At 66.6% G+C, this 24,320-nt stretch carries 27 protein-coding genes; 19 read left to right on the forward strand and 8 right to left on the reverse strand.

Features of this window, described 5'->3' with window-relative positions; translation table 11 throughout:
* Window positions 1–87: 87 nt before the first annotated feature.
* Genes MJ956_RS15465 through MJ956_RS15475 form a run of 3 tightly spaced genes read right to left on the reverse strand, consistent with a single transcriptional unit; the run spans window position 88 to window position 2,617 of the window.
* A complete protein-coding gene (locus tag MJ956_RS15465) occupies window positions 88–735 on the reverse strand; it encodes a hypothetical protein (RefSeq protein WP_253965339.1) in 648 nt (215 codons plus the stop codon).
* Window positions 732–1,133, reverse strand: coding sequence for a RusA family crossover junction endodeoxyribonuclease (locus MJ956_RS15470; protein WP_253965340.1), 402 nt, complete (start codon window positions 1,131–1,133; stop codon window positions 732–734). Before MJ956_RS15470 ends, MJ956_RS15465 begins: the two co-directional genes overlap by 4 nt.
* Window positions 1,133–2,617 (reverse strand): cobyric acid synthase, encoded by a 1,485-nt coding sequence (locus tag MJ956_RS15475; RefSeq protein WP_253965341.1) that lies wholly within the window; start codon window positions 2,615–2,617, stop codon window positions 1,133–1,135. The genes MJ956_RS15470 and MJ956_RS15475 overlap by 1 nt, the downstream gene beginning before the upstream one ends.
* Before the next feature lie 107 nt (window positions 2,618–2,724).
* Here MJ956_RS15475 and MJ956_RS15480 point away from each other — a divergent pair, with 107 nt between their 5' ends.
* The 10 genes from MJ956_RS15480 (at window position 2,725) to cobM (ending at window position 11,646) form a co-directional block, all read left to right on the forward strand.
* Entirely contained in the window at window positions 2,725–2,976 is a 252-nt protein-coding gene (locus MJ956_RS15480; RefSeq protein WP_253965342.1) for a type II toxin-antitoxin system Phd/YefM family antitoxin, read from the forward strand.
* Complete coding sequence (locus MJ956_RS15485; RefSeq protein ID WP_253965343.1) at window positions 2,976–3,434, forward strand: type II toxin-antitoxin system VapC family toxin; 459 nt, start codon at window positions 2,976–2,978, stop codon at window positions 3,432–3,434. The genes MJ956_RS15480 and MJ956_RS15485 overlap by 1 nt, the downstream gene beginning before the upstream one ends.
* A gap of 255 nt (window positions 3,435–3,689) precedes the next feature.
* Window positions 3,690–4,847: a sirohydrochlorin chelatase gene (locus MJ956_RS15490; protein ID WP_253965344.1), complete on the forward strand. Its 1,158-nt coding sequence runs from the start codon at window positions 3,690–3,692 to the stop codon at window positions 4,845–4,847.
* An 881-nt stretch (window positions 4,848–5,728) separates the two neighbouring features.
* Window positions 5,729–6,406: a precorrin-8X methylmutase gene (locus MJ956_RS15495; protein ID WP_253965380.1), complete on the forward strand. Its 678-nt coding sequence runs from the start codon at window positions 5,729–5,731 to the stop codon at window positions 6,404–6,406.
* Between the two features lie 2 nt (window positions 6,407–6,408).
* Window positions 6,409–7,632, forward strand: coding sequence for a precorrin-6y C5,15-methyltransferase (decarboxylating) subunit CbiE (cbiE, locus tag MJ956_RS15500; protein ID WP_253965345.1), 1,224 nt, complete (start codon window positions 6,409–6,411; stop codon window positions 7,630–7,632).
* Window positions 7,629–8,372, forward strand: a complete 744-nt coding sequence (gene cobI, locus MJ956_RS15505; RefSeq protein WP_253965346.1) for a precorrin-2 C(20)-methyltransferase — start codon at window positions 7,629–7,631, stop codon at window positions 8,370–8,372. The genes cbiE and cobI overlap by 4 nt, the downstream gene beginning before the upstream one ends.
* Window positions 8,369–10,192 (forward strand): precorrin-3B C(17)-methyltransferase, encoded by a 1,824-nt coding sequence (cobJ, locus tag MJ956_RS15510; RefSeq protein WP_253965347.1) that lies wholly within the window; start codon window positions 8,369–8,371, stop codon window positions 10,190–10,192. The genes cobI and cobJ overlap by 4 nt, the downstream gene beginning before the upstream one ends.
* A 32-nt stretch (window positions 10,193–10,224) precedes the next feature.
* Window positions 10,225–10,512 carry a toxin-antitoxin system TumE family protein gene (locus MJ956_RS15515; RefSeq protein WP_206454610.1) on the forward strand — a complete coding sequence of 96 codons (288 nt, stop codon included), beginning with the start codon at window positions 10,225–10,227 and terminating at the stop codon, window positions 10,510–10,512.
* Window positions 10,505–10,870, forward strand: a complete 366-nt coding sequence (locus MJ956_RS15520) for an HVO_A0114 family putative DNA-binding protein (protein ID WP_253965348.1) — start codon at window positions 10,505–10,507, stop codon at window positions 10,868–10,870. Before MJ956_RS15515 ends, MJ956_RS15520 begins: the two co-directional genes overlap by 8 nt.
* The gene (cobM, locus tag MJ956_RS15525; RefSeq protein ID WP_253965349.1) at window positions 10,867–11,646 is read left to right on the forward strand and encodes a precorrin-4 C(11)-methyltransferase; all 780 of its coding nucleotides are present in this window, start codon (window positions 10,867–10,869) and stop codon (window positions 11,644–11,646) included. The genes MJ956_RS15520 and cobM overlap by 4 nt, the downstream gene beginning before the upstream one ends.
* Window position 11,647: 1 nt before the next feature.
* On the opposite strand, the gene MJ956_RS15530 is transcribed toward cobM, so the two are convergent.
* Together MJ956_RS15530 and MJ956_RS15535 are read right to left on the reverse strand one after the other, a co-directional pair.
* Window positions 11,648–12,406: a cobalt-precorrin-6A reductase gene (locus tag MJ956_RS15530; protein WP_253965350.1), complete on the reverse strand. Its 759-nt coding sequence runs from the start codon at window positions 12,404–12,406 to the stop codon at window positions 11,648–11,650.
* Window positions 12,390–13,523, reverse strand: a complete 1,134-nt coding sequence (locus tag MJ956_RS15535) for a cobalt-precorrin-5B (C(1))-methyltransferase (protein ID WP_253965381.1) — start codon at window positions 13,521–13,523, stop codon at window positions 12,390–12,392. Before MJ956_RS15535 ends, MJ956_RS15530 begins: the two co-directional genes overlap by 17 nt.
* A 50-nt stretch (window positions 13,524–13,573) precedes the next feature.
* Here MJ956_RS15535 and MJ956_RS15540 point away from each other — a divergent pair, with 50 nt between their 5' ends.
* The 3 genes from MJ956_RS15540 to cbiB are packed head-to-tail and all read left to right on the forward strand — an operon-like array spanning window position 13,574 to window position 16,886.
* Window positions 13,574–14,881 (forward strand): cobyrinic acid a,c-diamide synthase CobB, encoded by a 1,308-nt coding sequence (locus MJ956_RS15540; protein WP_253965351.1) that lies wholly within the window; start codon window positions 13,574–13,576, stop codon window positions 14,879–14,881.
* Complete coding sequence (gene cobD, locus MJ956_RS15545) at window positions 14,881–15,912, forward strand: threonine-phosphate decarboxylase CobD (protein WP_253965352.1); 1,032 nt, start codon at window positions 14,881–14,883, stop codon at window positions 15,910–15,912. Before MJ956_RS15540 ends, cobD begins: the two co-directional genes overlap by 1 nt.
* Window positions 15,909–16,886: an adenosylcobinamide-phosphate synthase CbiB gene (gene cbiB, locus MJ956_RS15550; RefSeq protein WP_253965353.1), complete on the forward strand. Its 978-nt coding sequence runs from the start codon at window positions 15,909–15,911 to the stop codon at window positions 16,884–16,886. Before cobD ends, cbiB begins: the two co-directional genes overlap by 4 nt.
* A 27-nt stretch (window positions 16,887–16,913) precedes the next feature.
* On the opposite strand, the gene MJ956_RS15555 is transcribed toward cbiB, so the two are convergent.
* Complete coding sequence (locus MJ956_RS15555; RefSeq protein ID WP_253965354.1) at window positions 16,914–17,687, reverse strand: adenosylcobinamide-GDP ribazoletransferase; 774 nt, start codon at window positions 17,685–17,687, stop codon at window positions 16,914–16,916.
* A 110-nt stretch (window positions 17,688–17,797) separates the two neighbouring features.
* Here MJ956_RS15555 and MJ956_RS15560 point away from each other — a divergent pair, with 110 nt between their 5' ends.
* Entirely contained in the window at window positions 17,798–18,793 is a 996-nt protein-coding gene (locus MJ956_RS15560; protein ID WP_253965355.1) for a nicotinate-nucleotide--dimethylbenzimidazole phosphoribosyltransferase, read from the forward strand.
* A 165-nt stretch (window positions 18,794–18,958) separates the two neighbouring features.
* Complete coding sequence (locus MJ956_RS15565) at window positions 18,959–20,056, forward strand: YeeE/YedE family protein (RefSeq protein ID WP_253965356.1); 1,098 nt, start codon at window positions 18,959–18,961, stop codon at window positions 20,054–20,056.
* 17 nt (window positions 20,057–20,073) lie between these two features.
* On the opposite strand, the gene MJ956_RS15570 is transcribed toward MJ956_RS15565, so the two are convergent.
* On the reverse strand, window positions 20,074–20,490 hold the full coding sequence (locus MJ956_RS15570) for a universal stress protein (RefSeq protein WP_253965357.1): 417 nt from the start codon (window positions 20,488–20,490) through the stop codon (window positions 20,074–20,076).
* 190 nt (window positions 20,491–20,680) lie between these two features.
* Between MJ956_RS15570 and MJ956_RS15575 the strand changes: the two genes are divergently transcribed.
* The 4 genes from MJ956_RS15575 to MJ956_RS15590 all read left to right on the forward strand — a co-directional run bounded on the left by MJ956_RS15575 (window position 20,681) and on the right by MJ956_RS15590 (window position 23,325).
* Window positions 20,681–21,205 carry a prolyl-tRNA synthetase associated domain-containing protein gene (locus MJ956_RS15575; RefSeq protein ID WP_253965358.1) on the forward strand — a complete coding sequence of 175 codons (525 nt, stop codon included), beginning with the start codon at window positions 20,681–20,683 and terminating at the stop codon, window positions 21,203–21,205.
* A complete protein-coding gene (trxA, locus tag MJ956_RS15580) occupies window positions 21,202–22,242 on the forward strand; it encodes a thioredoxin (RefSeq protein WP_253965359.1) in 1,041 nt (346 codons plus the stop codon). The genes MJ956_RS15575 and trxA overlap by 4 nt, the downstream gene beginning before the upstream one ends.
* Before the next feature lie 146 nt (window positions 22,243–22,388).
* Window positions 22,389–23,069, forward strand: coding sequence for an LON peptidase substrate-binding domain-containing protein (locus MJ956_RS15585; RefSeq protein ID WP_253965360.1), 681 nt, complete (start codon window positions 22,389–22,391; stop codon window positions 23,067–23,069).
* A 61-nt stretch (window positions 23,070–23,130) separates the two neighbouring features.
* Window positions 23,131–23,325: a Trm112 family protein gene (locus tag MJ956_RS15590; RefSeq protein WP_253965361.1), complete on the forward strand. Its 195-nt coding sequence runs from the start codon at window positions 23,131–23,133 to the stop codon at window positions 23,323–23,325.
* 52 nt (window positions 23,326–23,377) lie between these two features.
* Here MJ956_RS15590 and MJ956_RS15595 read toward each other — a convergent pair whose 3' ends face one another.
* Window positions 23,378–24,178: an SEC-C metal-binding domain-containing protein gene (locus tag MJ956_RS15595; RefSeq protein ID WP_253965362.1), complete on the reverse strand. Its 801-nt coding sequence runs from the start codon at window positions 24,176–24,178 to the stop codon at window positions 23,378–23,380.
* Window positions 24,179–24,320: the final 142 nt, after the last annotated feature.

Consider the following 24,320-nt stretch of genomic DNA (forward strand, 5'->3'; position numbering starts at 1 on the left):
CTCGTCGAAAACCGCCCGCCGCTGTCGCGCTGGCACAAGGACTGGGCCGAGAAGTTCAAGGCCTGGGCGGGGGTGTGAGAGTGTCGTTCACGCGGGCTCCGTAGCCGCCTCTTCGATCAGGCGCTTCAAAATTTCGGCAAGTTTTGAAACGTCGGTCGGATCGATAACTAAGCCGAGACCTCCATGAACATATGTGTTTCGCGCCGCTGCTAGCCGGCGAAGATCATCCGCTTCATCCTGCTGAAGATAGCCTTGCGATGTGAGCGCCTCGATCACCGAGATCGGTCGCTGCGGGCGCGATATGTTGGTCGTGGACAACTTCCTCGCGATAGCTTCCAGACATGCAAAGCCCACGACGTTTGCCATGGCGACTTGTCCATCCGCCAAGAGTTCGTCGATCTGTTCAATCGTCGATCGTAAGGTCATTGTGCTTTCGGTTATGACGGGGTCGGGCACACTTACGGAGTTCGTATAGACAATCCTCAGGTCCCATTTCGGATCGCTCTGAAAGAGTTCTGAAATCGTCTTTAATTTTTGAGTGCGGTTTTGCTGATTGTCTACGATCTCAATCGCAAGATTTCGATCATCGCGGTACGCTACGGCATCAGGGATATATCCTTTCATGAAGCCTGGCAGAGTTGATGCCGATGGCTGACGATAGACGTCGTATCCTTGGGCTCGGAGGTTCTCCGAAAGGCTGTCTAAAATTTCTCTCTCGGTGGCAATCGAACTCATCGTAAATCCTCCAGAGGATCGTCGGATATCCTGATGTAGACGACGGGCCTTTGTCCTTCGATGGCCTCTGTCAAGACCGGTGTTGGCGACAAGAAATCGGCGGTTTTCCCCGGCTCGAATTTTTGAACCACAATCCGTTCAACCTGTTGGTCGTCGATATAGATATGCCGCGTCAGTGAATCGAGTATCCATTTGACGATGTTGTCGATGTCGCCTTGCATCGGCGCAGGCGGAAAATAGTAGATCGTCACTGCAACCGCACCATCGAAAGCGAAATGCGGTTCCGGGATCGCTGAAGTGCTCCCGTCGCGGACTCTGGCTTGCCAGGTGTCTTTCGCCCTACGATTTCTCGATGATAACGCCACTGGCGTACCGTAGACGAGAAACTCGATCTCCATCAGCTTCGCATCTTTATAATTTTCATCAGAGTGTCCACATCCACCACCCGCTCCAGCGCGTCGGCGATCTCGTCCAACGCGGCCTCGACGCCGGCGCGATAGCCGGGTCCGGCGGCGTCCAGTCCGAAGCGTGACAGATAGCGCCGGCGCCAGTCGTCGGCGCCGAACAACCCATGCAGATAAGTGCCGAAGACGCGGCCGTCGGGCGATGTCGCGCCGTCGGGCTGCCCATCGATGAGGCACACCGGCCGGGCGCAGTCCGGGCCGGTGGTGCGGCCGAGATGGATCTCATAGCCCTCCAGTGGCTCGCCGTCGGGGGTCGTGACGCCGGCCTCGCGCACGGTCTTTTCCGGCACCATCACGGTTTCGACGTCGAGGAGGCCAAGCCCTTGCGCTTCGCGCACCGGCCCCTCGATGCCGTCCGGATCGCGGACGAGGCGCCCCAGCATCTGGTAGCCGCCGCACAGGCCGACGACATGGCCGCCGCGCGCGTGATGTTCGGCCAGGTCCCGGTCCCAGCCATTCGCCCGGAAGGCGGCGAGATCGGCGATGGTCGATTTCGAGCCCGGAATCAGCACCAGCGCCGCGTCGCCCGGCAGGCTTTCGCCCGGTCGTATGAACGCGACCGCGATATCGGGCTCGGCCTTCACCGGATCGAGATCGTCGAAATTGGCGATCCAGCCGAGCAGGGGGACGGCGATCTTGAGCTTGCCGGACGCGCCACCCCGCGACAGCCGTTCCAGCGCGACGGAATCCTCGGCCGGCAGTCTTGCCGCGGCGCTCAGATGCGGCACGACGCCGAAGGACGGCCAGCCGGTAAACCGGGTGATGGCGGCAAGCCCGTCGTCGAACAGCGATACGTCGCCGCGGAATTTGTTGATCAAAAAGCCCGCCACCATCGCCCGGTCGTCTTCGCCAAGGATCGCGTGGGTGCCGACGAGCGAGGCGATGACGCCGCCGCGATCGATGTCGCCGACGAGGATCACCGGCACCTTCGCTGCGGTGGCGAATCCCATATTGGCGATGTCGCCGGCCCTGAGATTGATCTCGGCGGGCGAGCCGGCGCCCTCGACGATGACCAGATCGGCCTCGGCCGAAAGCGCCGCGAAGCTGTCCAGCACGTTCTGAAGCAGTGAGGGCTTCAGCCGCTGGTAGTCGCGGCCCTTGGCCTCGCCGGTGACGCGGCCGCAAACCACGATCTGGCTGCCGGTCTCCGATTGCGGTTTCAACAGCACCGGGTTCATATCGACGGTCGGCGGCGTTCCGCAGGCCAGCGCCTGCAACCACTGCGCCCGTCCGATCTCGCCGAAATCCGCCGTGCCGGGAATGGCGGCGACGGCGGCGTTGTTCGACATGTTCTGTGGCTTGAACGGGCGCACGGCGAGGCCGCGCCGGGCGAATAGCCGGCAGAGCCCGGCGACGAGCACCGTCTTGCCGACGTCGGAGCCGGTGCCCTGCAGCATGATGGCGGCGGTCTGGCGCATGTTCCCCTCCTCGCCCGACGCGCGGCGCAAGTCCAGTACCCAGCCGAAGCTTGATCGTCCGGGATGCCCGTATTACTTTTGAGGAAACGTAGTACAACGGGGCGCTCATGCAGGCCTTCGGCAGCCGCGAATTCAATCAGCAACATGGCCGCGTCAAGGATGCGGCGCGGAAGGCTCCCGTTCGCATCACCGAGCGCGGGGAGCCGGCCTTCGTCCTGATGTCGGAAGCCGAATTCCGGCGGCTGTCGCGCCAGCGGCCGACGCTTCTCGACCTCCTGGCCGATCCTCGTCCCGAAGCCGACTTCGAGTTCTCTCCCGAACGCGTGGACATCGCGACCCGGGACGTCGATCTCGACTGATGCACTATCTGTTCGACACCAATGTCATCTCGCACAGCCGACGGCCTGAGCGGACCAACGATCATTTCAGGCGTTTCATGGCGGCAATCGAGCCCGAGGATTTCTGTGTGTCGGTCGTGACGATCCTCGAAATCGAATTCGGCATCCTGCGCCAGGAGAGGCGGGACGCGAACTTCGCGCGACTACTACGCGAATGGCTCGAAGCGCTGGTTCTTCCGCTGCTGGGAAACCGTATCCTCAATGTGACGCTGCCGATTGCGCGGCGATGTGCGACACTTCCGACGCCCAACTGCGTGCCGACGCCCAACTGCGTGCCGACGAACGACGCGCTCATCGCTGCGACGGCGCTGGAACTGAAACTTGCTGTCGTCACCCGCAATATCGGCGATTTCGAACGATTCGGCGTCGAGATCATCGATCCCTGGCAGGCGGATCGCTCCGATCCGCGCCCGCGATAAGCGGCTTGCCGCGCGTGCCCGGATCGATTTGGCGGTTGCCGGACGACACCCGCTTTCACAGACTCCGTTTGACCATGTGGCTCTCCCGGTCTACCGGTTTTGACGAAACTGACGGTGCCCGGTTACGGGCTGAAACACATTCCGGTGCGGCCGACCCAAGCAGGGGGCCAAGACGGAGCTGTCGGACCGAACCGCGCTCCGAATTCGCTGGGCACGGCTCCTCCGGCGTCGAAACGGGATGAACGGAGGCCGATCATGAAGGCTCTGATGCTGTGCGGCCATGGCAGCCGCGACCAGGGCGCGATGACCGAGTTCGGCGGCCTGGCGGACAAGCTCCGCGCGCGCCTGCCGGACTGGCATGTCGAACACGGCTATCTGGAATTCGCCAAGCCGGTCATTCGCGACGGCCTCGACCGCCTGCGGGAAAGCGGTGCCGAAACGGTCCTCGCGCTGCCGGGGATGCTGTTCGCCGCCGGTCACGCCAAGAACGACATTCCCTCGGTCCTCAACACCTATGCCGCCGCCAACGGCCTTCGGATCGAATATGGCCGCGAACTCGGCATCGATCCGAAGATGATCCGGGCCGCCGGCGATCGGATCAAGGAATGCCTCGTCGCCGACGGCTGGCAGGATGGCGATCCGCTGCACGACACCATGCTGGTCGTGGTCGGGCGCGGCGCCTCGGACCCGGACGCCAACTCCAACGTTTCCAAGGTCATGCGGATGCTGTGGGAGGGCCTCGGCTTCGGCTGGGGCGAGACCGCCTATTCGGGCGTCACCTTCCCGCTGGTCGAGCCTGGCCTCGACCATGCGAGCCGGCTCGGCTACCGGCGCATCGTCGTCTTTCCCTATTTCCTGTTCACCGGCGTCCTGGTGCGGCGGATCTACGACCAGACCGACAATGTCGCGGCCCGCCATCCCGAGATTCGCTTTCTCAAGGCCGGCTATCTCGCCGCCCATGACCTGGTGGTGGAAACCTTCGTCGATCGCCTGAACGAGATCCTCGAAGGCACCAACAACATGAACTGCCAGATGTGCAAATATCGCGAGCAGGTGCTGGGCTTCGAGGCGGAGGTCGGGCTGGCGCAGGAGAGTCATCATCATCACGTGGAGGGCGTCGGCTCCTCCGCCGATTGCACGCTTTGCGACACCGTCTGCACCGGCGCCTGCCGCGCGGCGTCGCGGGAGCATGGCCACGGCCATCAAATCGCCCGCGGCACCGGGCATGTCCACCACGATCATGACCATACGCATGAAGGAGGGCAGGCCCATCATCACGATCATGACCACGGCCATTCGCATGGTGACGCCGGCCACCATCACCACCACCCCTATCCCCAGGCCGACCATCCGCTTGGTCCGCGGTCGATGAAGGCCGGGGCGATGCCGAACGCGGACGTGAGCAAGCCATGAAGCCCCTGTTCGACCGCTACGCGATCGTCGACTGGTCCGCGTCCAACACGCCGACCACCGGCAAGGATTCGATCTGGATCGCCTTTGCCGAGCGCGACGGGGCCGAGACGCGACTTCTCGAGACGGTCAATCCGCCGACCCGCACCGCCGCGATGGCCAAGCTGCGTCAGTTCTTCCGCGACGCGCTCGCCGAGGACAAGCGCGTTTTCGCCGGCTTCGACTTCCCCTTCGGCTATCCGGCTGGCGCGGCGGCTGCAATTGCCGGGCAGGCGGACTGGCGGGCGCTGTGGGGCTTTTTCGCCGACGCGCTCAAGGATCGCGACGACAATTTCTCCAACCGTTTCGAGGTCGCCGGCCGGCTGAACCGCGAAGCCTTGGCCACGGCGCCGATGTATTGGGGGCGGCCGATGCACCAGGAGATTCCGGGCCTGCCGGTCGCCAAGCCCGAGCCCTATCCGACCGGTCTCGCCGAGCGCCGTCTCGCCGAGCGCCGGGCGGTCAAGGCGCAGCCGGTGTGGAAGCTCGCCTTTGCCGGCAGCGTCGGCAGCCAGGTGATCACCGGCCTGGCCCGGCTGGAGCATCTGCGGCGCGATCCGGAATTCGCGGAGCATCTGGCGGTCTGGCCGTTCGAGACGGGCTTTGCGGACAATCTCGCCGCGCCGATCGTGCTGGCGGAGATCTATCCCGGCCTGGTGCCGGTCGAGCAGGGCGACAAATCCTGCCTCGACGAGGCGCAGGTCGAAACGCTCGCCGACATCTTTGCCCGCTTCGACGCGGAAGGGCGCCTTGGCGAAGTCTTGTCGGCGCCGGCCGATCTGTCCGAGGCCGAGTCCGCCGCCGTATTGTCCGAGGAAGGCTGGATTGCCGGGCTCGGACATCGGCTGGTCGAGACTGCTACCGAAGAGTCCGACCCCTATCTCGCCCCCGGCGCGCGCCTCTCCTACATCCGCAACCCGGCGGCGATCTACGCCGAGAGCTTTCGGCTGATCCGCCAGGAAGCGGATCTGTCGACCATTCCCGAGATCGGTCATGATCTGGCGATCCGCCTGGTCCACGCCTGCGGCATGCCCGACATTCTCGCCGATCTGGTTCTGTCCGACGGCGCGATCGAGGCAGGACGCGCGGCGCTCGAAAGCGGGGCGCCGATCTTGTGCGATTCCGAAATGGTGTCGCACGGCATCATCTCTGCCAAGCTGCCGCGCCAGAACAAGATCGTCTGCCGGCTCGGCGATCCGCGCACAAGGCGGATCGCCGAGCGCGAGGGCACCACGCGCTCGGCCGCGCAGGTCGATCTGTGGACCGATCTGATGGAAGGGGCAGTGGTCGCGATCGGCAACGCGCCGACCGCGCTCTATCGCCTCCTGGAAAAGCTGGATGAAGGCGCGCCCCGTCCGACCCTGATCATCGGCCTGCCGGTCGGCTTCGTCGGCGCGGCGGAATCGAAGGCCGAACTCGCGCGCGACGTCCACGGCGTGCCGTTCGTGACGCTGAGGGGACGACGCGGCGGCAGCGCCATGGCTGCGTCGGCGGTGAATGCGCTGGCAACCGGTCTCGACTGACGATGGCGGAGACGGCCCGGCCGTGGCTGACGGTGATCGGTATCGGGGATGGCGGCCTGACGACGCTCCCCGACCAAGCTCGCGCGGCCCTCGATGCCGCAAAAACCGTCTTCGGCGGCGAACGGCATCTGGCGATGCTCGGAGATACGCAAGCGCGGACCATCGCCTGGGACAAGCCCTTCGCGGATTCAATCGCGGCGCTGAAAGCCTCCGCAGGAACGCCGACCGTTGTGCTCGCCACCGGCGACCCGATGTGGTTCGGCGTCGGCGCGACCCTGACGCGGCATTTTTCGCCTGAGGAGCTGCTTGTCATTCCGGCGCCGTCGGCGTTTCAGCTCGCGGCGGCTCGCCTGGTCTGGCCGCTGGCCGACTGCCGCTGCCTGACGGTGCATGGCCGTCCGGTCGAGACCGTCAACCGCTATCTGGCGCCCTCGGTGCGGCTTTTGATCTATTCCGAGGATGCGGCGTCGCCGCAGGCTATCGCGCGGCTCCTGACCGGGCGCGGCTTCGGGCCGAGCCGGCTCGTCGTGCTGGAGCATCTCGGCGGCGACCGCGAACGAATCCGCGAGACCACCGCGGCTGGTTTCGATCTCGCCGACATCGCCGATCTGAACACGATCGCGGTCGAGTGCGTGGCCGGCCGGGCGGCGACGCCGCGGCCGCTGGTCGCGGGGCTTTCGGACGACGCCTTCGTCAATGACGGCAAGATGACCAAGCGCGTGCTGCGGGCGCTCGCCGTCGCCGCGCTCGAACCGCTGCCGGGCCAGCGCCTCTGGGATGTCGGGGCGGGGTCCGGCTCGATCTCGATCGAATGGCTGCGTTCCGGCGCCGGCATGGCCGCCGTCGCGATCGAGCCGGTGGCCGAACGCCGGGCGTTGATCGCCGAGAACGCCGCCGCGCTGGGCGTGCCCGAACTCGCGATCGTCGCGGGCGAGGCGCCAGCCGCCTTCGCCGAGCTGGCGCCGCCCGACGCGGTGTTCATCGGCGGCGGCCTCACCGACGGCGTATTCGACGCGGCCTGGGGCGCGCTGAAGCCGGGCGGCCGGATGGTCGCCCATGCGGTGACGCTGGAATCGGAAGCGATCCTGATCGCGTTGCATGCCAGGCTGGGCGGGGAATTGATGCGGATCGGGGTCGAGCGGGCCGAAAAGGTGGGACCCTATCGCGGCTTCAAGCCGGCGATGCCGGTCGTTCACTGGCACGTCACCAGGGGCGATGCTCCATGAGCGCGGCGACCGGAACACTCTATGGTCTCGGCGTCGGGCCGGGCGACCCTGAGCTCCTGACGCTGAAGGCTCTGCGCCTTCTCAAGGCGGCGCCGGTCGTCGCCTATCCAGCGCCCGATCACGGCACAAGCTTCGCCCGCGCCATCGTCGCGGAATATCTTTCGGCCGAACAGGAGGAAATCCCGATCGTCGTGCCGATGCGCGTCGAGCGGTTTCCCGCCGCCGCGATCTACGACGAGGCGGCCGAGCGGATCGGCGCACGTCTGGCGGAAGGCCGTGACGTCGCCGTCCTGTGCGAGGGCGACCCGTTCTTCTATGGCTCTTTCATGTATCTCTTCGAGCGCCTTGCCAGCCGTTTCCCCACCGAGATCGTGCCGGGAGTGTCCTCGGTGATGGCCGCGTCGGCGGCGCTGAAACGCCCGCTCGCCGCCCGCAACGATGTCCTGACCGTGATTCCCGGCCCGCTCGACGACGCCGCGCTCGGCGCCCGGATCGAAGCGGCGGAGGCCTTCGCGATCATGAAGCTTGGCCGGCATTTTCCCCGGGTCAAGGCGCTGATCGAGACGCTGGGGCTGCTCGACCGCTGCGCCTATGCCGAAAGGGTGTCGCTGCCCGAGGAACGGTTGCTGCCGCTCCGTGACGTCTCGGGCGACGTCCCCTATTTTTCGATGATCCTCGGCTATCGCGGCACGGAACCGGCGATCCGGGGCGCCGCCTTCGACCAGGAGCCGGCGCGATGAGTGAAAAGACCGCCGCGATCGTCATCCTTTCCGAAGCACCCCGGGCGCTGGCCGAGCGGGTAGCGGCCCTGATCGGCGGCGCGGTGCATGGCCCGGCCAGGCGCTGCCCGGATGCCGCGATCGTCTTCGATGAGGCGGGACCGCATCTGCGCGCCCTGTTCCGCGAAGGCCGGCCCGTTGTCGCGGTGATGGCGACAGGGGCATTGATCCGCATCCTTGCGCCGCTCATCGCCGACAAACAGGCGGAGCCACCCGTCGTCGCCCTCGCCGAGGACGGCTCGGTCGCAGTGCCGCTCTTGGGCGGCCATCACGGCGCCAACGATCTGGCCCGCAAGATCGCCGACGATCTGGGCGGCGTTGCCGCGATCACCACCGCCGGTGACTTGCGCTTCGGTGTCGCGCTCGACGCGCCGCCGCCCGGCTGGCGGCTGGAAAATCCCGAAGGCGCCAAACAGGCGATGGCCGATCTCGTCGCCGGCGCAACCGCGCGGCTCGACGGCGAGGCGGCGTGGCTGTCCGCCTCGCGCCTTCCTTTCGCGCCCGACGGCACGGTTCGGCTTTCGGTCACGGAAGAGGCGCGCGCGCCGGTCGCCGGCGAACTGCTTTATCGCCCACAAACCCACATCCTCGGGATTGGCAGCGAGCGCGGCGCGCCGGTCGCGGAGGCCATTGAACTGGCGGACCGCGTTCTCGCCGAGGCCGGCATCACCCCGCTGTCGCTGGCGGCCGTCGCCTCGATCGATCTGAAGGCCGACGAGGCGGCCATCCATTCCGTCGCCGAGAATTACGGCGTTCCCGCGCGCTTCTTCACTGCCTCCGAGCTGGAAACCGAAGCGGGGCGTCTGGAAAATCCATCCGACATCGTCTTCGCCGAGACCGGCTGCCACGGCGTCGCCGAGGGCGCGGCACTCGCCGCCGCTGGCGCTGAAGGCCGGCTCGTCGTCGCCAAGCGCAAGAGCCGGCGGGTGACGGCGGCGCTCGGCCGGGCGCCGCGGCCGCTCGACCCGGCGCGGATCGGCCGCGCGCGCGGCACCCTGTTCGTCGTCGGCATCGGCCCCGGCGGCGAGGAATGGCGCTCGCCGGAAGTCAGCCGCATGGTCGAGACGGCAAGCGATCTTGTCGGCTATTCGCTCTATCTCGACCTGCTCGGGCCGCTGACGAATGGCAAGATGCGGCACGATTTCGACCTCGGCAAGGAAGAGGCGCGGGTGCGCCACGCGATGGAACTGGCCGGCGAGGGCCGCACCGTCGGGCTCGTCTGCTCGGGCGACGCCGGCATCTATGCGATGGCTACGCTGGTCTTCGAACTCATCGACAAGGGCGGGGTGTCGGACGCCGCGCGGCGGACCGCCATCCAGTGCTCACCGGGCATTTCCGCCCTGCAAGGGGCGGCCGCCCGCGCCGGCGCCCCGCTCGGCCACGATTTCTGCACCATCTCGCTGTCCGACCTGTTGACGCCGTGGGACGACATCCAGCGGCGGGTGCGCTCGGCGGCCGAGGCCGATTTCGTCATCGCCTTCTACAATCCCGTGTCGAAGAAGCGCCGCACCCAGTTGGCCTTCGCCCGCGACGAACTGCTGAAGCATCGCCCCGCCGCGACGCCGGTGATCCTCGCGACCAATCTCGGTCGGGACGGCGAACGGGTTCGGTTCGTGCCGCTCGCCGAGCTCGACATCGACGATGTCGACATGCTGACCGTGGTGATCGTCGGCTCGTCTGAGACAAGGCTGGTCACCACCGGCGACGGGCGCCAATGGGCCTATACGCCGCGCGGCTATGCGGCAAAGGCGGGAACGGGGATGCAGATCGGTGCGGCTTGATGTAAATTAAAGCATATGGGATAAAGAACATCATGAAGGCGCAGTTGCTGGACCGCCGGAAGGAGAACTTGCGGAACGGCGCCATCGTCGAAATCACCATCTGGCGCCTGCCGGCGCCCACGTCCGAGCGGCCGCATGGGCTTAAATATTCGCTCTTCTATGGACGGCCGGGCAAACGGATCATCGGCTACGACAATGAAAGGGGCAAAGGCGATCACCGACACTATCGAGGCCGTGAGGAACCTTATGTCTTCGTCGATATCGCTACGCTCCTCGATGATTTTCAGCAGGACATCGAGAAGGAGCTGAAAGATGGATGAAGTCATCGTCAAGGTTTCGTCTCTCGATGAGTTCTTCGATGAGGCGAAGGTGGCCGCTCGCCGTTTCGATGCGGGGGATTTCACCCCGTCGCCGGCCGCTTGCCTTGGATTCGAGACCGCCGAGCTGTTGCTGAAGACCTTGACGCCCAACCGTTGGACCCTGCTCCGTTCGCTTCGAAAAGCCGGCCCCATGTCGATCCGGGCTCTTTCCCGGCTGCTTGGACGCGACTATCGGGGGGTCCACTCGGATGTTTCGGCGCTTCTGGAGCTTGGCTTGATCGATCGGGACGACAAGGGCCTGATCCGCGTCCCTTGGTCGAAAATCACCGCCGAACTGTCCATCGAAGAGGCCGCATGACCGTCCACTTTATCGGCGCCGGTCCCGGCGCGCCGGACCTGATCACCGTTCGCGGCCTGCGGCTGATCGAGGCCTGTCCGGTCTGTCTCTATGCCGGCTCGCTTGTGCCGGCGGAAATCGTCAAGGCCGCGCCCGAGGGGGCGCGCGTGCGCGATACCGCCCCGATGACGCTCGACGAGATCATCGCGGAGATGCAGGCGGCCCACGAGGCCGGCAAGGACGTCGCGCGGGTGCATTCGGGCGACCCGTCGCTCTACGGTGCCATCGCCGAGCAGATGCGCCGGCTGGATGCGCTCGCCATTCCCTACGACGTCACGCCGGGCGTGCCGGCCTTCGCGGCGGCGGCGGCGGCTCTGCAAAAGGAACTGACGGTCCCGGAAATCTGCCAGACGGTGATCCTCACCCGCACGGCGATGAAATCGTCGAAGATGCCGGAAGGCGAGGAGCTATCGACCCTCGGCCGGAGCGGCGCGACGCTGGCGATCCATCTGTCGGTGCGCAACATTCCGCACATCCAGCGCGAGCTCCTGCCGCTGCCGGCCTACGGCGAGAACTGCCCGGCGGTCATCGCCTACCGGGTCGGCTGGCCGGATGAGACCTTCATCCACGGCACGCTCGGCGACATCCACAAAAAGGCGCGCGCGGCCAAACTGACGCGCACCGCGCTGATCTTCGTCGGCCGGGCGCTGGGCGCCGAGGATTTCATCGATTCCAAGCTTTACGACGCCGGTCACGTCCATGTGCTGCGGCCGAAGCGCAAGACGCTCGCTTCGTGATCTAGACGGAAGGGTTCATGCCGATAAGGGTCAGCACCGCGTCGAGGGAACCGGCGACCGGCGGTGGAGCGCTGGGCGGCCGTTCGATCATGATCACCGGCAGGCCGAGCCGCCGCGCGGCTTCGACCTTGGCGTATGAGGCCGCGCCGCCGGAATTGCGGCAGACCAGATGGGTGATGGCGAGCCGCTGGAGCAATTCCGCCTCCTCGTCGGCGTCCGGCGACGGACGGCTTAGCACGATCTCGGCCGAAAACGGCAGCGGCGGGTCCGGTGGCTCGATCATCCGCACCACGAGGTCGAGATCGGGCCGGCGCGCGAAGGGCGTCAGATGCTGCCGGCCCAGCGCCAGAAGCGGCCGCGCCTTTGCCGGCAAAGCATCGCAGGCATCGCCGAGGCAAGCGACGCAAGTCCAGCGGTCGCCCGTTTGCGGCTCCCAGGCGGGACGGACCAGCGCGACGCGCGGCACGCCGGCGGTCTCAGCGGCTTTCACCGCATTGCGCGAGATGCCGGCGGCAAAGGGATGTGTCGCGTCGACGAGATGGGTGACGCCTTCCCGGGCGAGGAACGCCGCGAGACCATCGGCGCCGCCGAATCCTCCGACGCGAACCGCGCAATCCTCGGGGAGCACCGGCGTCGCCGTTCGGCCGGCGAGCGAAAGCAAGATCCTTGCATCCGGTCGCATGATGCGAATCCGGCTAACCAGCCGGTTGGCCTCCGCCGTCCCGCCGAGGACGAGGATGATCTCAGTCGGTGCGGGCAAGGATCGCGCCCTCCCGATCGACGACGACGATGTGCGGCGTCACCGGCGCGCCGCGCAGGATATCGGCCGCGCTTTGCCGCGCCCGCTCGGCGATGGCGGCGGACAGATCGATCCCCTCGCCGGCGCAAAGCTCCAGCACCGCCTTCGCGGTGTTGGCGGCAAGGATCGCTGGACGCAGCGCATCGGCCTGATCCGGCGAAAGGTCGCCGGCGATGTCGGCGAGAAAGGCAAAATCCACCTGGCTGCGGCCGGAGTGCAGGTCCATCGCGCCCTGCGCCAGCTTGGTGAGCTTGGCGAAGCCGCCGGCGATGGTGACGCGGTCGACGGGATGGACGCGCAGATATTTGAGCAGGCCGCCGGCAAAGTCGCCCATGTCCAGCCAGGCGCTCTCCGGCAATTCGGGATAGAGCGCCCGGGCGGCGTCCTCGCTGGCCGAGCCGGTGGCGCCGACCACATGGGTGAGCCCCGCCGCGCGCGCCACGTCGACGCCGCGATGGATCGAATGGATCCAGGCCGAGCAGGAGAAGGGGTGGACGATCCCCGTGGTGCCGAGGATCGACAGCCCGCCAACAATGCCGAGGCGCGGGTTCCAGGTTTGCCGCGCCAGCGCCTCGCCGTCGGTGACGGAGATCTCGATGGCGACGTCGGCCGCGCGGCCGGGATGAGCGCAGAGGTCGTCGATCACACCCCTGATCATGCGGCGCGGCACAGGGTTGATCGCTGGTTCGCCGGGCGGAATCGGCAGGCCGGCGCGGGTCACCGTGCCGACGCCGGGGCCGGCGGAAAAGACGATGCCGGAACCCGGCGCGCCGAAATGGACAGTCGCGACGATCTCGGCGAGATGCGTCACGTCCGGATCGTCGCCCGCGTCCTTGACGATGGCGGCCATCGCCCGGCCGCTTTCGAGCGCCGTCCGGTTGAGCGCGAAGGCGGGTGTCTCGCCCTTCGGCAGCACGATCTCCACCGGATCGGGAAAGTCCCCGGTCAAAAGCGCGGAAAGCGCCGCCTTGGTCGCGGCGGTGGCGCAGGCGCCCGTCGTCCAGCCGCGACGCAATGCGCCGGCCGGCTTGCCGTCGCCGCGCTGTTCCACCTTGCCGTCGCCGAGATTGAAACCCATGCCCGGCTTATAGGCGTCGCCCGCCGTCACGGAAAGCCGGAGGCCCGCCGATGACGGGGCTCTTGATCGCGGCGCCGCATTCGGGCGCCGGCAAGACGACGGTGACGCTGGGGCTCTTGCGCGCGCTGCGGAGCTCCGGCGTGACCGTCGGCTCGGCCAAGGCCGGTCCCGACTATATCGATCCGGCCTTTCACGCCGCGGCGAGCGGCGGCCCTTGCGTCAATCTCGATCCCTGGGCGATGCGTCCGGCACTGGTCGCCAGCCTTGCCGGTGAAGCACACCAGCAAGGCGAGGCCTTCGTCGTCGAAGCCATGATGGGTCTGTTCGACGGCGCGGCGGACGGCAGCGGTTCGGCCGCCGATCTGGCGTCGATGCTGGACCTCAACATCGTCCTCGTCGTCGACTGCGCCAGACAGTCCCATTCGGTCGCCGCGCTCGTCCGTGGTTTCGCCACCCATCGCGCCGACATCGCGATCGCCGGGCTGATTCTCAACCGCGTCGGTTCCGACCGGCATGAGAGCCTTTTGCGCGAGGCGCTGGCGCCGCTGGTCATTCCGGTGCTCGGCGTGCTTCCACGCCAGCCCGATCTCGCGCTGCCCGAGCGCCATCTGGGTCTGGTCCAGGCCGGCGAGCACGGTGATCTAGAGGCCTTTATCGAGCACGCAGCGGGCTGGATCGAAGAAGGCTGCGACCTGCCCGCGTTGACGGCGCTCGCGAGTGCAGGTCTGGAACCGATGGCTGCCGCCTCCCCCGGATCCGTCGCACCGCTCGCGCCGCTCGGCCGGACGATCGCCGTGGCCCGGGACGACGCCTTCGCCTTCGCCTATCCGCATCTTCTTGCCGGCTGGCGGGATGCCGGCGCCGCGCTGTCGTTCTTCTCGCCGCTGGCGGGCGAGCCGCCGGACCCGGCGGCTGACGCGATCTATCTGCCCGGCGGCTATCCGGAGCTCCATGCCGGACGGCTCGCGGCGGCGTCGGCTTTCCTGGCCGGGACGCGGGCGGCGGCGGAGCGCGGCGCCGCGATCTATGGCGAGTGCGGCGGCTACATGGTGCTAGGCGAGACGCTCACCGACGGCGACGGAAAGATTCATGCGATGCTCGGCCTGCTGCCGCTGGAAACGAGCTTTGCCCGACGCAAGCTGCATCTCGGCTATCGCCGGCTTGTCCCGCTCGGCGGCGGACCGTGGTCCGGTCCTTTGCGTGCGCATGAGTTCCACTATGCGTCGATCGTTGCCGAAGGGCCGGGAGAGGCGCTGTTCCAGGCGTCGGATGCGCGCGGCGCCGATTTAGGCCGTCATGGCCTTCGCCGGGGCCGTGTCAGCGGCTCGTTTCTCCATATCATCGACAGGGAATCCTGATGCAGCCGGATGCCTCCGCCCTTCGCCACGGCGGCGCCCTCGACGCCGCGATCGCCCGGCATGGCGGCCGCCGCGCGGACTGGCTGGATCTGTCCACCGGCATCAATCCGGTTCCGTCGGAACTGCCGGAATTTCCGCCCGAAGCGTTCTCACGCCTGCCGGAAGCCAGCCTGGAACGGGCGGCGCTCGACGCCGCGCGCCGCGCTTATGGCGCGCCGGCCGACGCCGGCATCGTCGCCGCGCCGGGTTCGCAGGCGCTGATTTCGCTGCTGCCGTTCCTCCTGCCGCCGGCCGAGGACGCCATCGTCGAGCCGACCTATGCGGAACACCGGCGGGCCTTCGCGGCGGCGGGGCATGCGGTGGCCGGGATCGAGCGGCCGGACGCCATCGCCGATACCGTGAAAGTCGCCGTCGTCGTCAATCCGAACAATCCGGACGGGCGGGTTTTCTCGCGAGCCGACTTGTTCGACCTTCACGAGCGCATGGCGGCGCGCGGCGGTCTCCTCGTGGTCGACGAAGCCTTCATGGACGTGACGCCCGACATGAGCCTGGCCTCGGAGGCCGGCCGGGGTGGCCTTTTGATCCATCGCTCCTTCGGCAAGTTCTTCGGCCTCGCCGGCCTTCGCCTCGGCTTCGCGCTGACCACGCCCGACCTCGCCGGGCGATTGTCTGAACGGCTCGGGCCGTGGGCGGTGTCGGGGCCGGCGCTGGTTTGCGCCGAGGCGCTTCTCGGTAACGTCGAAACAATCCAGATCACCCGCCAGCGCATCCGCCGTCAGGCCGAAATGCTGTTCGATGCAGTGCTCGACCGCCGGGCGCCATTGGTCGGACGCACCGCCCTGTTCGCGACCATTCGCTGCGAGCGGGCTGGCGCGCTGTCTAACGCGCTCTGTCGCCGGCGCATCCTGACGCGGCCCTTCGCCGAGCGGTCGGACTGGCTGCGGATCGGCAATCCGGCCGGTCCCGACGAGGCCGCGCGGCTGCGGGCGGCGCTGGGGGAAGCGCTTGATGAGATCGGCGACGGCGGATGATCGAGCGCGTCGCGATCCTGTTTCTGGGCACGGCCCTCGACCGTCTTGTCGGCGATCCGGATTGGCTCTGGCGTCGGGTGCCACATCCGGTGGTGCTCGTCGGATGGGTGATCGACCGGCTCGACCAGACTCTCAACCGACCAGACCTCGGCGAATCGTCCCGGTGGCGCAGCGGCATCATTGCCGCGGGTCTGCTTGTCGGCGGCGCTCTATTCGCGGGCCTTCTCTTGTCGACGATCTTCGCCAGCCTGGGTCTTTTGGGCGGGCTGTTCGAAGCCCTCGTGCTCGCGGTGTTTCTGGCCCAGAAGAGCCTGATCGATCATGTCCGCGCGGTGGAACGCGCGCTGGGCGAAGGCTTGGAAACCGCACGCCGCGCGGTCGCGATGATCGTCGGCCGCGATCCCGATGCGCTGGACGAGGCCGGTGTCTGCCGCGCGGCGATCGAAAGCCTTGCCGAGAACGCCTCTGACGGCGTCGTCGCGCCGTTTCTCTGGTATCTGGTCCTGGGGCTTCCGGGCCTCCTAGCCTACAAGGCGGTCAACACGGCCGATTCGATGATCGGCCACATGAACGAGCGCTATCACGCCTTCGGCTGGGCCTCGGCGAAGCTCGACGATCTTATGAACTGGCCGGCGGCGCGGCTGACGGCGCTGTTGATCGCGCTTTCCGTGGGGATTCATCATCGCAACCGCGCGGAAGTCGGCGCCGCCCTGTCCATCGCGCGGCGGGACGCGCCGCTGCATCGCTCGCCCAATGCCGGCTGGCCGGAAGCGGCGATGGCGGCGGCTCTTGGCCTCTCGCTCGGCGGTCCGCGCCGCTACGGCAATCTCGAAGTCGAGGCGCCGATGCTCAATGCGGCGGGCCGTCGCCGGGCGTGGCTAGCCGACATCGCCGCCGCGATCGGGCTGTTCAAGACCGCCGCGAATCTGCTTCTGGCGTTCGCCGCGCTGCTGTTCATCGCGGCGGCGCTATAGACCGGCGGCACTATAGGCCAGCACGGTTTATCCGCTGCCCAGGGCAAGACCGAGCAGCGCGGCGATTTCCACGAGCTGCTGCGACGCGCCCAGGCAGTCGCCGGTCTGGCCGCCGAGCCGGCGTTCGATGAAGCCGCGAAACCATAACAGCACCAGCCCGCCCAGCAGGAAGCCGGCGAGCGTCGGGCCGAAGCCGACCGCGAGAATGCCGGCGACGATATAAAGGCCATCGCCGATCAGCAGCGAGGCACGGCCGTTTCTACGGTCCGGCCGGCCCGCCCGGTCGGCCGTGCCGCCGACCGAGGCGGAGGGAAGCGATGCCCACAGCCAGGCCATCGCGCCACGGCTTGCCGCCGCGACCCCAAGCATGGCGAGCGCCGCGCCGGCGGGACCGGCTTCGACCAGTTCGGCGAGGATCGCGATCCGCAGCGCGACCGACAGGATCAGCGCGAGGGCGCCATAGCTGCCAACCCGGCTGTCCTTCATGATCGCCAGCGCGCGATCCCGCTCATGGTGGCCGCCGAGCCCGTCGGCGACATCGCCGAGCCCGTCCTCGTGCAGCACGCCTGTGACGAAAACCAGTGCCGCGACCGCCAGCGACGCGACGACGAGCGCCGACAGGCCGACCGCCGGCCCGAGAAACAGGATCAGCGCCGCCGGCAGCGCCGCGATTAGCCCCGCCAGCGGAAATGAATGGACGTCCTCGCCGAGCGGGTGCGTTCCGGTAAAGGCGCGGCGCGCCGGCGGAAGCCGGGTCAGAAAGGCCAGCGATCGCATCGTCGAAGCGGTGAATTCCCTCATTGCGGACTTGCTCCTTGCGCGTCGCTGCGCCATTCCCGCCACAGTCAGACCGTAACGGCGCCGCCGACTTTCCGTCGTTGTTCGCCGAAGCAAACCCCGAGGAGCGAGCGATGTCCACAACCGGGCTGCCTTTCGACGATATTCGTGATCTCGTCCGCCGGATGCCCGGGCCCGACGAGGCGGCGGTTAGGGTGAAGCGCGAGCGCGAGGGGCAACTGACCAAGCCGGCGGGCGCGCTCGGGCGCCTGGAAGACCTGTCCGAGTGGCTCGCTGCCTGGCAGGGCCGTCAGCCGGCGGTGCGCCGGCCGCTGGTCGCGGTCTTCGCCGGCAATCACGGTGTGACCCGGCAAGGAGTCTCGCCCTTTCCCGCCGAAGTGACCGCGCAGATGGTAGCGAATTTCGGGGCCGGGGGCGCTGCGATCAACCAGATTTGCGCCGCCTATGACCTCGCCCTCGAAATACCGACCGAGGACATCACGGAAGCCGCGGCGATGGACGAGCGGACGTGCGCCGCCACCATGGCCTTCGGCATGGAGGTGCTGGCCGGCGAGCCCGATCTCCTGTGCATCGGCGAAATGGGCATCGGCAACACCACCATCGCGGCGGCGATATTCGCGGCGCTGTTCGGCGGGGACCCGCGCGACTGGACCGGCCCCGGCGCCGGCCATGACGCGGCTGGCGTCGACAAGAAGGCGCGGGTCGTCGCCGCGGCGCTGGAGCATCACAAGGGGCATCTCGCCGACCCGCTGGAGGTGCTGCGGCGCCTCGGCGGCCGCGAGATTGCCGCGATGGCCGGCGCGATTCTTGCGGGGCGCATGCAGAAGGTGCCAGTCATCCTCGACGGTTTCGTCTCGACCGCTGCCGCGGCGATCCTTTACGCCATGGACCCGAGGGCTCTCGACCATTGCCTGTTCGGCCATGTCTCGGCCGAGCCGGGCCATATCCGTGCGGTGGAAGCGATGGGCAAGGTGCCGCTCCTGGCTCTCGGCATGCGGCTCGGCGAAGGCACAGGCGCGGCCATCGCGGCCGGTATCGTCAGGGCGGCGGCGGAGTGCCACTCCGGCATGGCGACCTTCGGCGAGGCGGCTGTCTCTAACCGGGCGTGATGCCGACTCCGCCGTGTTTTCGACGAGTCAGAAACGAGAATCCAAGATTCTCCATGTTCGGAGAAAAGGCATCCTTGTGAGGAGGTGCCGGCGCAATTCCCGTAGCCTGAATAGATCGCGGCTCCCGCATATGTTCTGGGCACACGCAATTCGGGAAACACCGCGATGGATTTCGTCCCCCTGATCGATCTGATCGGCGAGAATCAGACGGCGCTCGTCGGCGGCGCCGTGATCGGCGCCCTGTTCGGCTTCTTCATGCAGCGCAGCGCCTTCTGCACGCGCTCGGCGGTTCTCGATCTCACCCGCAAACGCGATCTCGCCGCGCTGGCGACCTGGGCGGCGGGCTTCGCGGCGGCCGTGCTCGGCGTCCAGATCCTGCTGACGTTGGACATGGTGAACGTCGCCGAAACCCGCTTCTTTGCCACCGCCCAAAGCCTGTCTGGCGCCATCATCGGCGGCGTCCTGTTCGGCATCGGCATGATCCTGGCGCGTGGCTGCGTGTCGCGACTGCTGGTCTTGTCTGCTACGGGCAATCTGCGCGCGCTGTATTCGTCGGTCGTTATCGCGATCGTCGGGCTGGCAACCTATAGCGGCGTTCTGGTGCCGCTGCGCGACAGCGCCGGTGGAATCTGGAGCACGGCGGCGATCGGCGGCAACGATGCTCTCGCCCATCTGGGCCTTGGTCAGGAAGCCGGCGTGATCATCGGCGCTGTCCTGGCGGCCGCCGCGGTCGGCCTCGCCGTAGCATCGAGGGCGTCCGTCTGGCGGCTGGCGGGCGGTGTCGGCGTCGGCGCCACGATCGTCGCCGGCTGGTATTTCACCTACACGCTTTCGCAGCAGGTGTTCGAGCCGATCCAGGCCGAAAGCCTTTCCTTCATCCGGCCGTTGGCCACCACGGCGGCACTCGTCACCGAAGCGGACGCCATTGCCGGTCTCGACCAGGGGGTGCTCGCCGGCGCGCTGCTCGGCGCCTTCGTCGCGGCGTTGCTGTTTCGGCAGTTTCGCATCCAGACCTTCGCCGAGCCGGGGACGCCTTCGCTCCTGCGCTATACGATCGGTGCGGTGCTGATGGGCTTCGGCGGCATCCTGGCCGTCGGCTGCACCATCGGCGCTGGTTTCACCGGCGGCGCGGTCCTGGCGGTGTCGGCGCTTCTGGCGCTACTCTCGATGGTCGGTGGCGCGGCGCTCGCCGACCGGTTTGTCGACCGTCCGCGCGAGGCTCGCGATCTTTCGCCGGAAACCGGTGTGGTTCCGGCGGAATAGCTGTCTTCATCCGGGTATCAGCGCACCACCATGACCGATATCTTGGCGTGGGCGGCGATATAGCCGGCGTGGGATGCGAAGATGTGCTCCGGCGGCCCCGGCACATGCGAGGCGACGACCACCAGATCGGCACCGCTCTCCTCCACGGCTCTCAGCAGCGTCCGATTCAGGTCGACAGACGGATCGTGGCTGACATAGGTCGCCGTCGTCTCCTGGGGGAGATTGTATTTCTCGGCCTGCGTTTTCCCAAAGGCTTCGAGCTTGCTTGTATACTCCTCGGGCGTGTGCGCGACCGAGCCTGGCCCTGACGTCGTCACGCCCACATACTGGACGGCGCAGCCATAAAGTTCCGCAAGATCGGCGGCGACGGTCAACGCCTTTTCAAGGCGGTCGGTATGACTCAGATCGACGGGGACCATGATTTTCCTGTACATGGCGGCGTCCTTTCGGTGGCGATTGTCGCTCATGTCTTTGTATCGGTCTTCCCGATCCGTATTGTTGATGTCGATCAACATCGCTGGGGTGCCGGTCGCATTTGCCGCTGAATGACACCATCAAGGACAAACCGCCGAAGCCCTGCTTCGGACGGAGGGCGAAAAAGCAGGGCTGAGATCTGCCACTTTCATGAAGACACGAACCGACCTCATCCGCCATCTCGATGACCTCGGCATCCGGACCGAGACGGTCGAGCATCCGCCGCTTCATTCCGTCGAAGAGAGCCGGGCGCTGCGCGGCACGATTCCCGGCGGCCATACCAAGAACCTGTTTCTCAAGGACAAGAAGGGGCGGATATTCCTCGTCGTGGCGGAGGAGACCCGCGCCGTCGACCTGAAGGGGTTGCACAAGCGGATCGGTGCATCCGGGCGGCTGTCCTTCGCCAGCGGCGACCAGATGCGCGCGCTGCTCGGCGTCGAGCCTGGCTCGGTCACCGCCTTCGGCGTCATCAACGATACGGAGCGCCAGGTTCGGGTCGTGCTTGATGAACAGCTTCTGGTACACGATATGGTGAACTGCCATCCGATGACGAATGCGGCGACGACGACCATCGCCACATCGGCGCTGATGGCGTTCTTCCAATCCACCGGGCACGAGCCGCTCATCATCGGCCTCGAAGCACCGGCAGGCGACGACGACGGGCAGACGGCATGAGCGACAATCCCTACGGCAATTCCTTCAGCGGTTACGGCGCGCAGACGACCGGGCCCGCGGGCCAGACGGTGGGCAGTGCCCAGCCGCAGGCGCCGGCTGCGCCGGGCCTGGAAGGCTTTGGGTTGGGGGCAGGCGGGTCAGCGGCACAAGCCGATCTCGTCAAGGACACGACGACGGCGAATTTCTCGGCCGATGTGATCCAGGAGTCCCGGCGCCAGCCTGTCCTGGTCGATTTCTGGGCGCCCTGGTGCGGCCCTTGCAAGCAGTTGACCCCGATCATCGAGCGGGCGGTGAGGGCGGCCGGCGGCAAGGTCAAACTGGTCAAGATGAACATCGACGACCATCCCGCCATCGCCGGTCAACTGGGGGTCCAGTCGATCCCGGCGGTGTTTGCCTTCGTCGACGGTCAGCCGGTCGACGGCTTCATGGGCGCGCTGCCGGAGAGCGAGGTCAAGGCCTTCATCGACCGCTTGCCGAGAGGCCGGAACGGCGGCGCGGACGATCCGGTCGCCCAGGCGCTCGAACAGGCCAGGCAACTGCTCGCCGACGGTGACGCGGGCGGCGCCGCGCAGCTCTTCGGAGCCGTCCTCCAGCACGAGCCCGGTCACGCCGCCGCGACCGCGGGCCTGGCCGAATGCTATCTGGCGGGCGGCGATGCGGCGCGGGCCAAGGCGCTGGTCGATGGATATGCGGCCGAGGATTCCGGCAAGCCTGAGGATCCGGCGCTCGCGGCCATCCGCACCAAGCTGAAGCTCGCCGAGGAGATTTCGCAACTGGGCGACCCGGTGGCGCTGCAGGCGCGGATCGAGGGCAATCCGGACGATCACCAAGCCCGCTACGATCTGGCCCTGATCGCTCAGGCGAAGGGCGACCGGGCGACGGCCGCCGGGCATCTCCTGGAGATCATCGGCCGCGATCGTACCTTCAAGGACGACGCCGCGCGCAAAAAACTTCTCGAATTCTTCGAGGCCTGGGGGCCGACCGATCCGGCGACGAAGGATGCCCGGCGCAAGCTGTCCTCGCTGCTCTTCACCTGATCGGACGGGCGGGCCCGGCACGGGCGGTCGGCCACGCCCGCCTTCGCCGCCTGCGCGGTCTGGCCGGTTTGCCCGCTGCTTCTTGCCGCATCCCTTGAGATCGCGCGTTCGCGTTCCAAATTCGGTGTCGGCAACGGAGACATGCTTTGGTTCACGCCGGCAATTTCAACTATCGGAAAGCATCGGACCTTCCGAGTGTCATCCCGCTTTTTCCTCTGGCGGGCGCGCTGCTTCTGCCGGGCGGGCAGCTGCCGCTCAATGTTTTTGAGCCGCGCTACCTGCAGATGGTCGACGATGCGATGGCCGGTGCGCGGATCGTCGGCATGATCCAGCCGGCGCTCGACGGGGCGCGCCGAAGCGATGGCGAGCCGGAGCTTTGCAAGGTGGGCTGCCTCGGCCGGATCACATCGCTCAGCGAATCGGGCGACGGGCGCTACATTATCAACCTGCACGGTGTGGTGCGCTTCCGGGTGCTGGAGGAGTTGTCCGACCGGGCGCCCTATCGCTCGTGCCGGGCGGCGGCCTTCCTCGGGGATCTCGATCTGGGACAGGGCGCCGGCGAGGTCGATCGCGACTCGCTGCTGGGCACCTTCAAGCAATATCTGGAGGCCAATCAGCTCGAGGCGGATTGGGAGAGCGTCACCCGAGCCTCCAACGAGACGCTGGTCAACGCGCTTTGCATGATGTCGCCCTACGGCGCGGCCGAGAAACAGGCGCTGCTCGAGGCACCGGACTTGAAGACGCGGGCCGAGACGCTGGTCGCCATCACCGAGATCGCCCTGGCGCGCGACGGCGGCGACGACGGTTCGTCGCGCACGCTGCAATAGAACGGGACGGCCGCCGCGCGTTTGCCGGTGCCGACGACCGCGAAGACGAAAGACGGATAAGATGACCCAACGGCGCGAAATGGGACGGCCCGATCCGAAGCTGCTCGAGCTTCTGGTCTGTCCCCTGACCAAGACGTCCCTGGTCTACGATCGCGAGAACAACGAACTTGTCTCGAAGGCGGCGAAGCTCGCCTATCCGGTTCGCGAAGGCATCCCGATCATGCTGCCGTCCGAGGCGAGAGAGCTCGATTGTTAACGGTGAGAGATTAGTTTACGCCGACTCGTATTTCCCCTCTAGTCGCCACCATCTAGAGGATTCTTGGGTGCCCGTGGCAATGCTTGTATCTTTTCCCTGATCCACATGGACAGAGGTGATTCCGCTTGGTAGCCGCCCAAGGAGAAACACCGGGATTCCCCAGCTGGATACCCACGCCGCAGTTTGTTATTCGGCTGCCGCGGAATACGTTATTGCCTGGAAGGGTCGTGTGGTCATGACGAAGGAGAGCCTGCTGACTCCCAAGCCAGAGCTTTCCCTCGATAGTGGCGTCCTGACCTCGGAAGTCGAGCTTGAGTGCCACATCACGCGCACCATAGCGCGCAGTAGCAAGATTGTGTCTATACTCGAAGTCCCATAAGTCGTTGATACGAAATATTATATTGTTGTCTTTGACTGATAGTATTATCCTTCCAGTGTCGTCCATAATATTAAGAGATATCTTCGCTTGTCCCTCTTCGAGGTGACAGGATATAATTGGAATATCATGGAACTGTAAGATGGTCGGTGTATTTTCGTACCAATTGCCACCAACTTTGAATACAAGGTTACGCTTGTCATATTCTAGAGCGCCGCGTGCAATCCCGGATTTTGCATTGTGAGGATTTTTCTTCACCTCGTATTGTCGATCACGACCCCATCCCGCTACTGCAGGATGGCAGTTGCCACACAATGCGACCATGTCAGCCGCGCGGAAGTGCTCTTCTTCACTAAACGGGACGATATGATGGTATTCGATGTACGGATGTCCACACTTGGCGCATCCAAATCCAGCTTCCTGCCGCAGCGTTCTTTCAACGTCAGCCGGCGTGCCGGGGCGGCGATATCCGCTCATGTGTGACCAACCTTTTATCGGTTGCGGCGAGACAACCGATGTTAGACTGGCCTTTCGATGATTCTCAACTCCTGATGGCTCAGCCAAGGAGGCTGGCGGTGAGTGTCGCGCAGACCGCCAGGGACCGATTCGAGTTTAATGA

Source organism: Aurantimonas marianensis, assembly GCF_024195285.1.
In the GTDB taxonomy this organism is placed as follows: domain Bacteria; phylum Pseudomonadota; class Alphaproteobacteria; order Rhizobiales; family Rhizobiaceae; genus Aurantimonas; species Aurantimonas marianensis.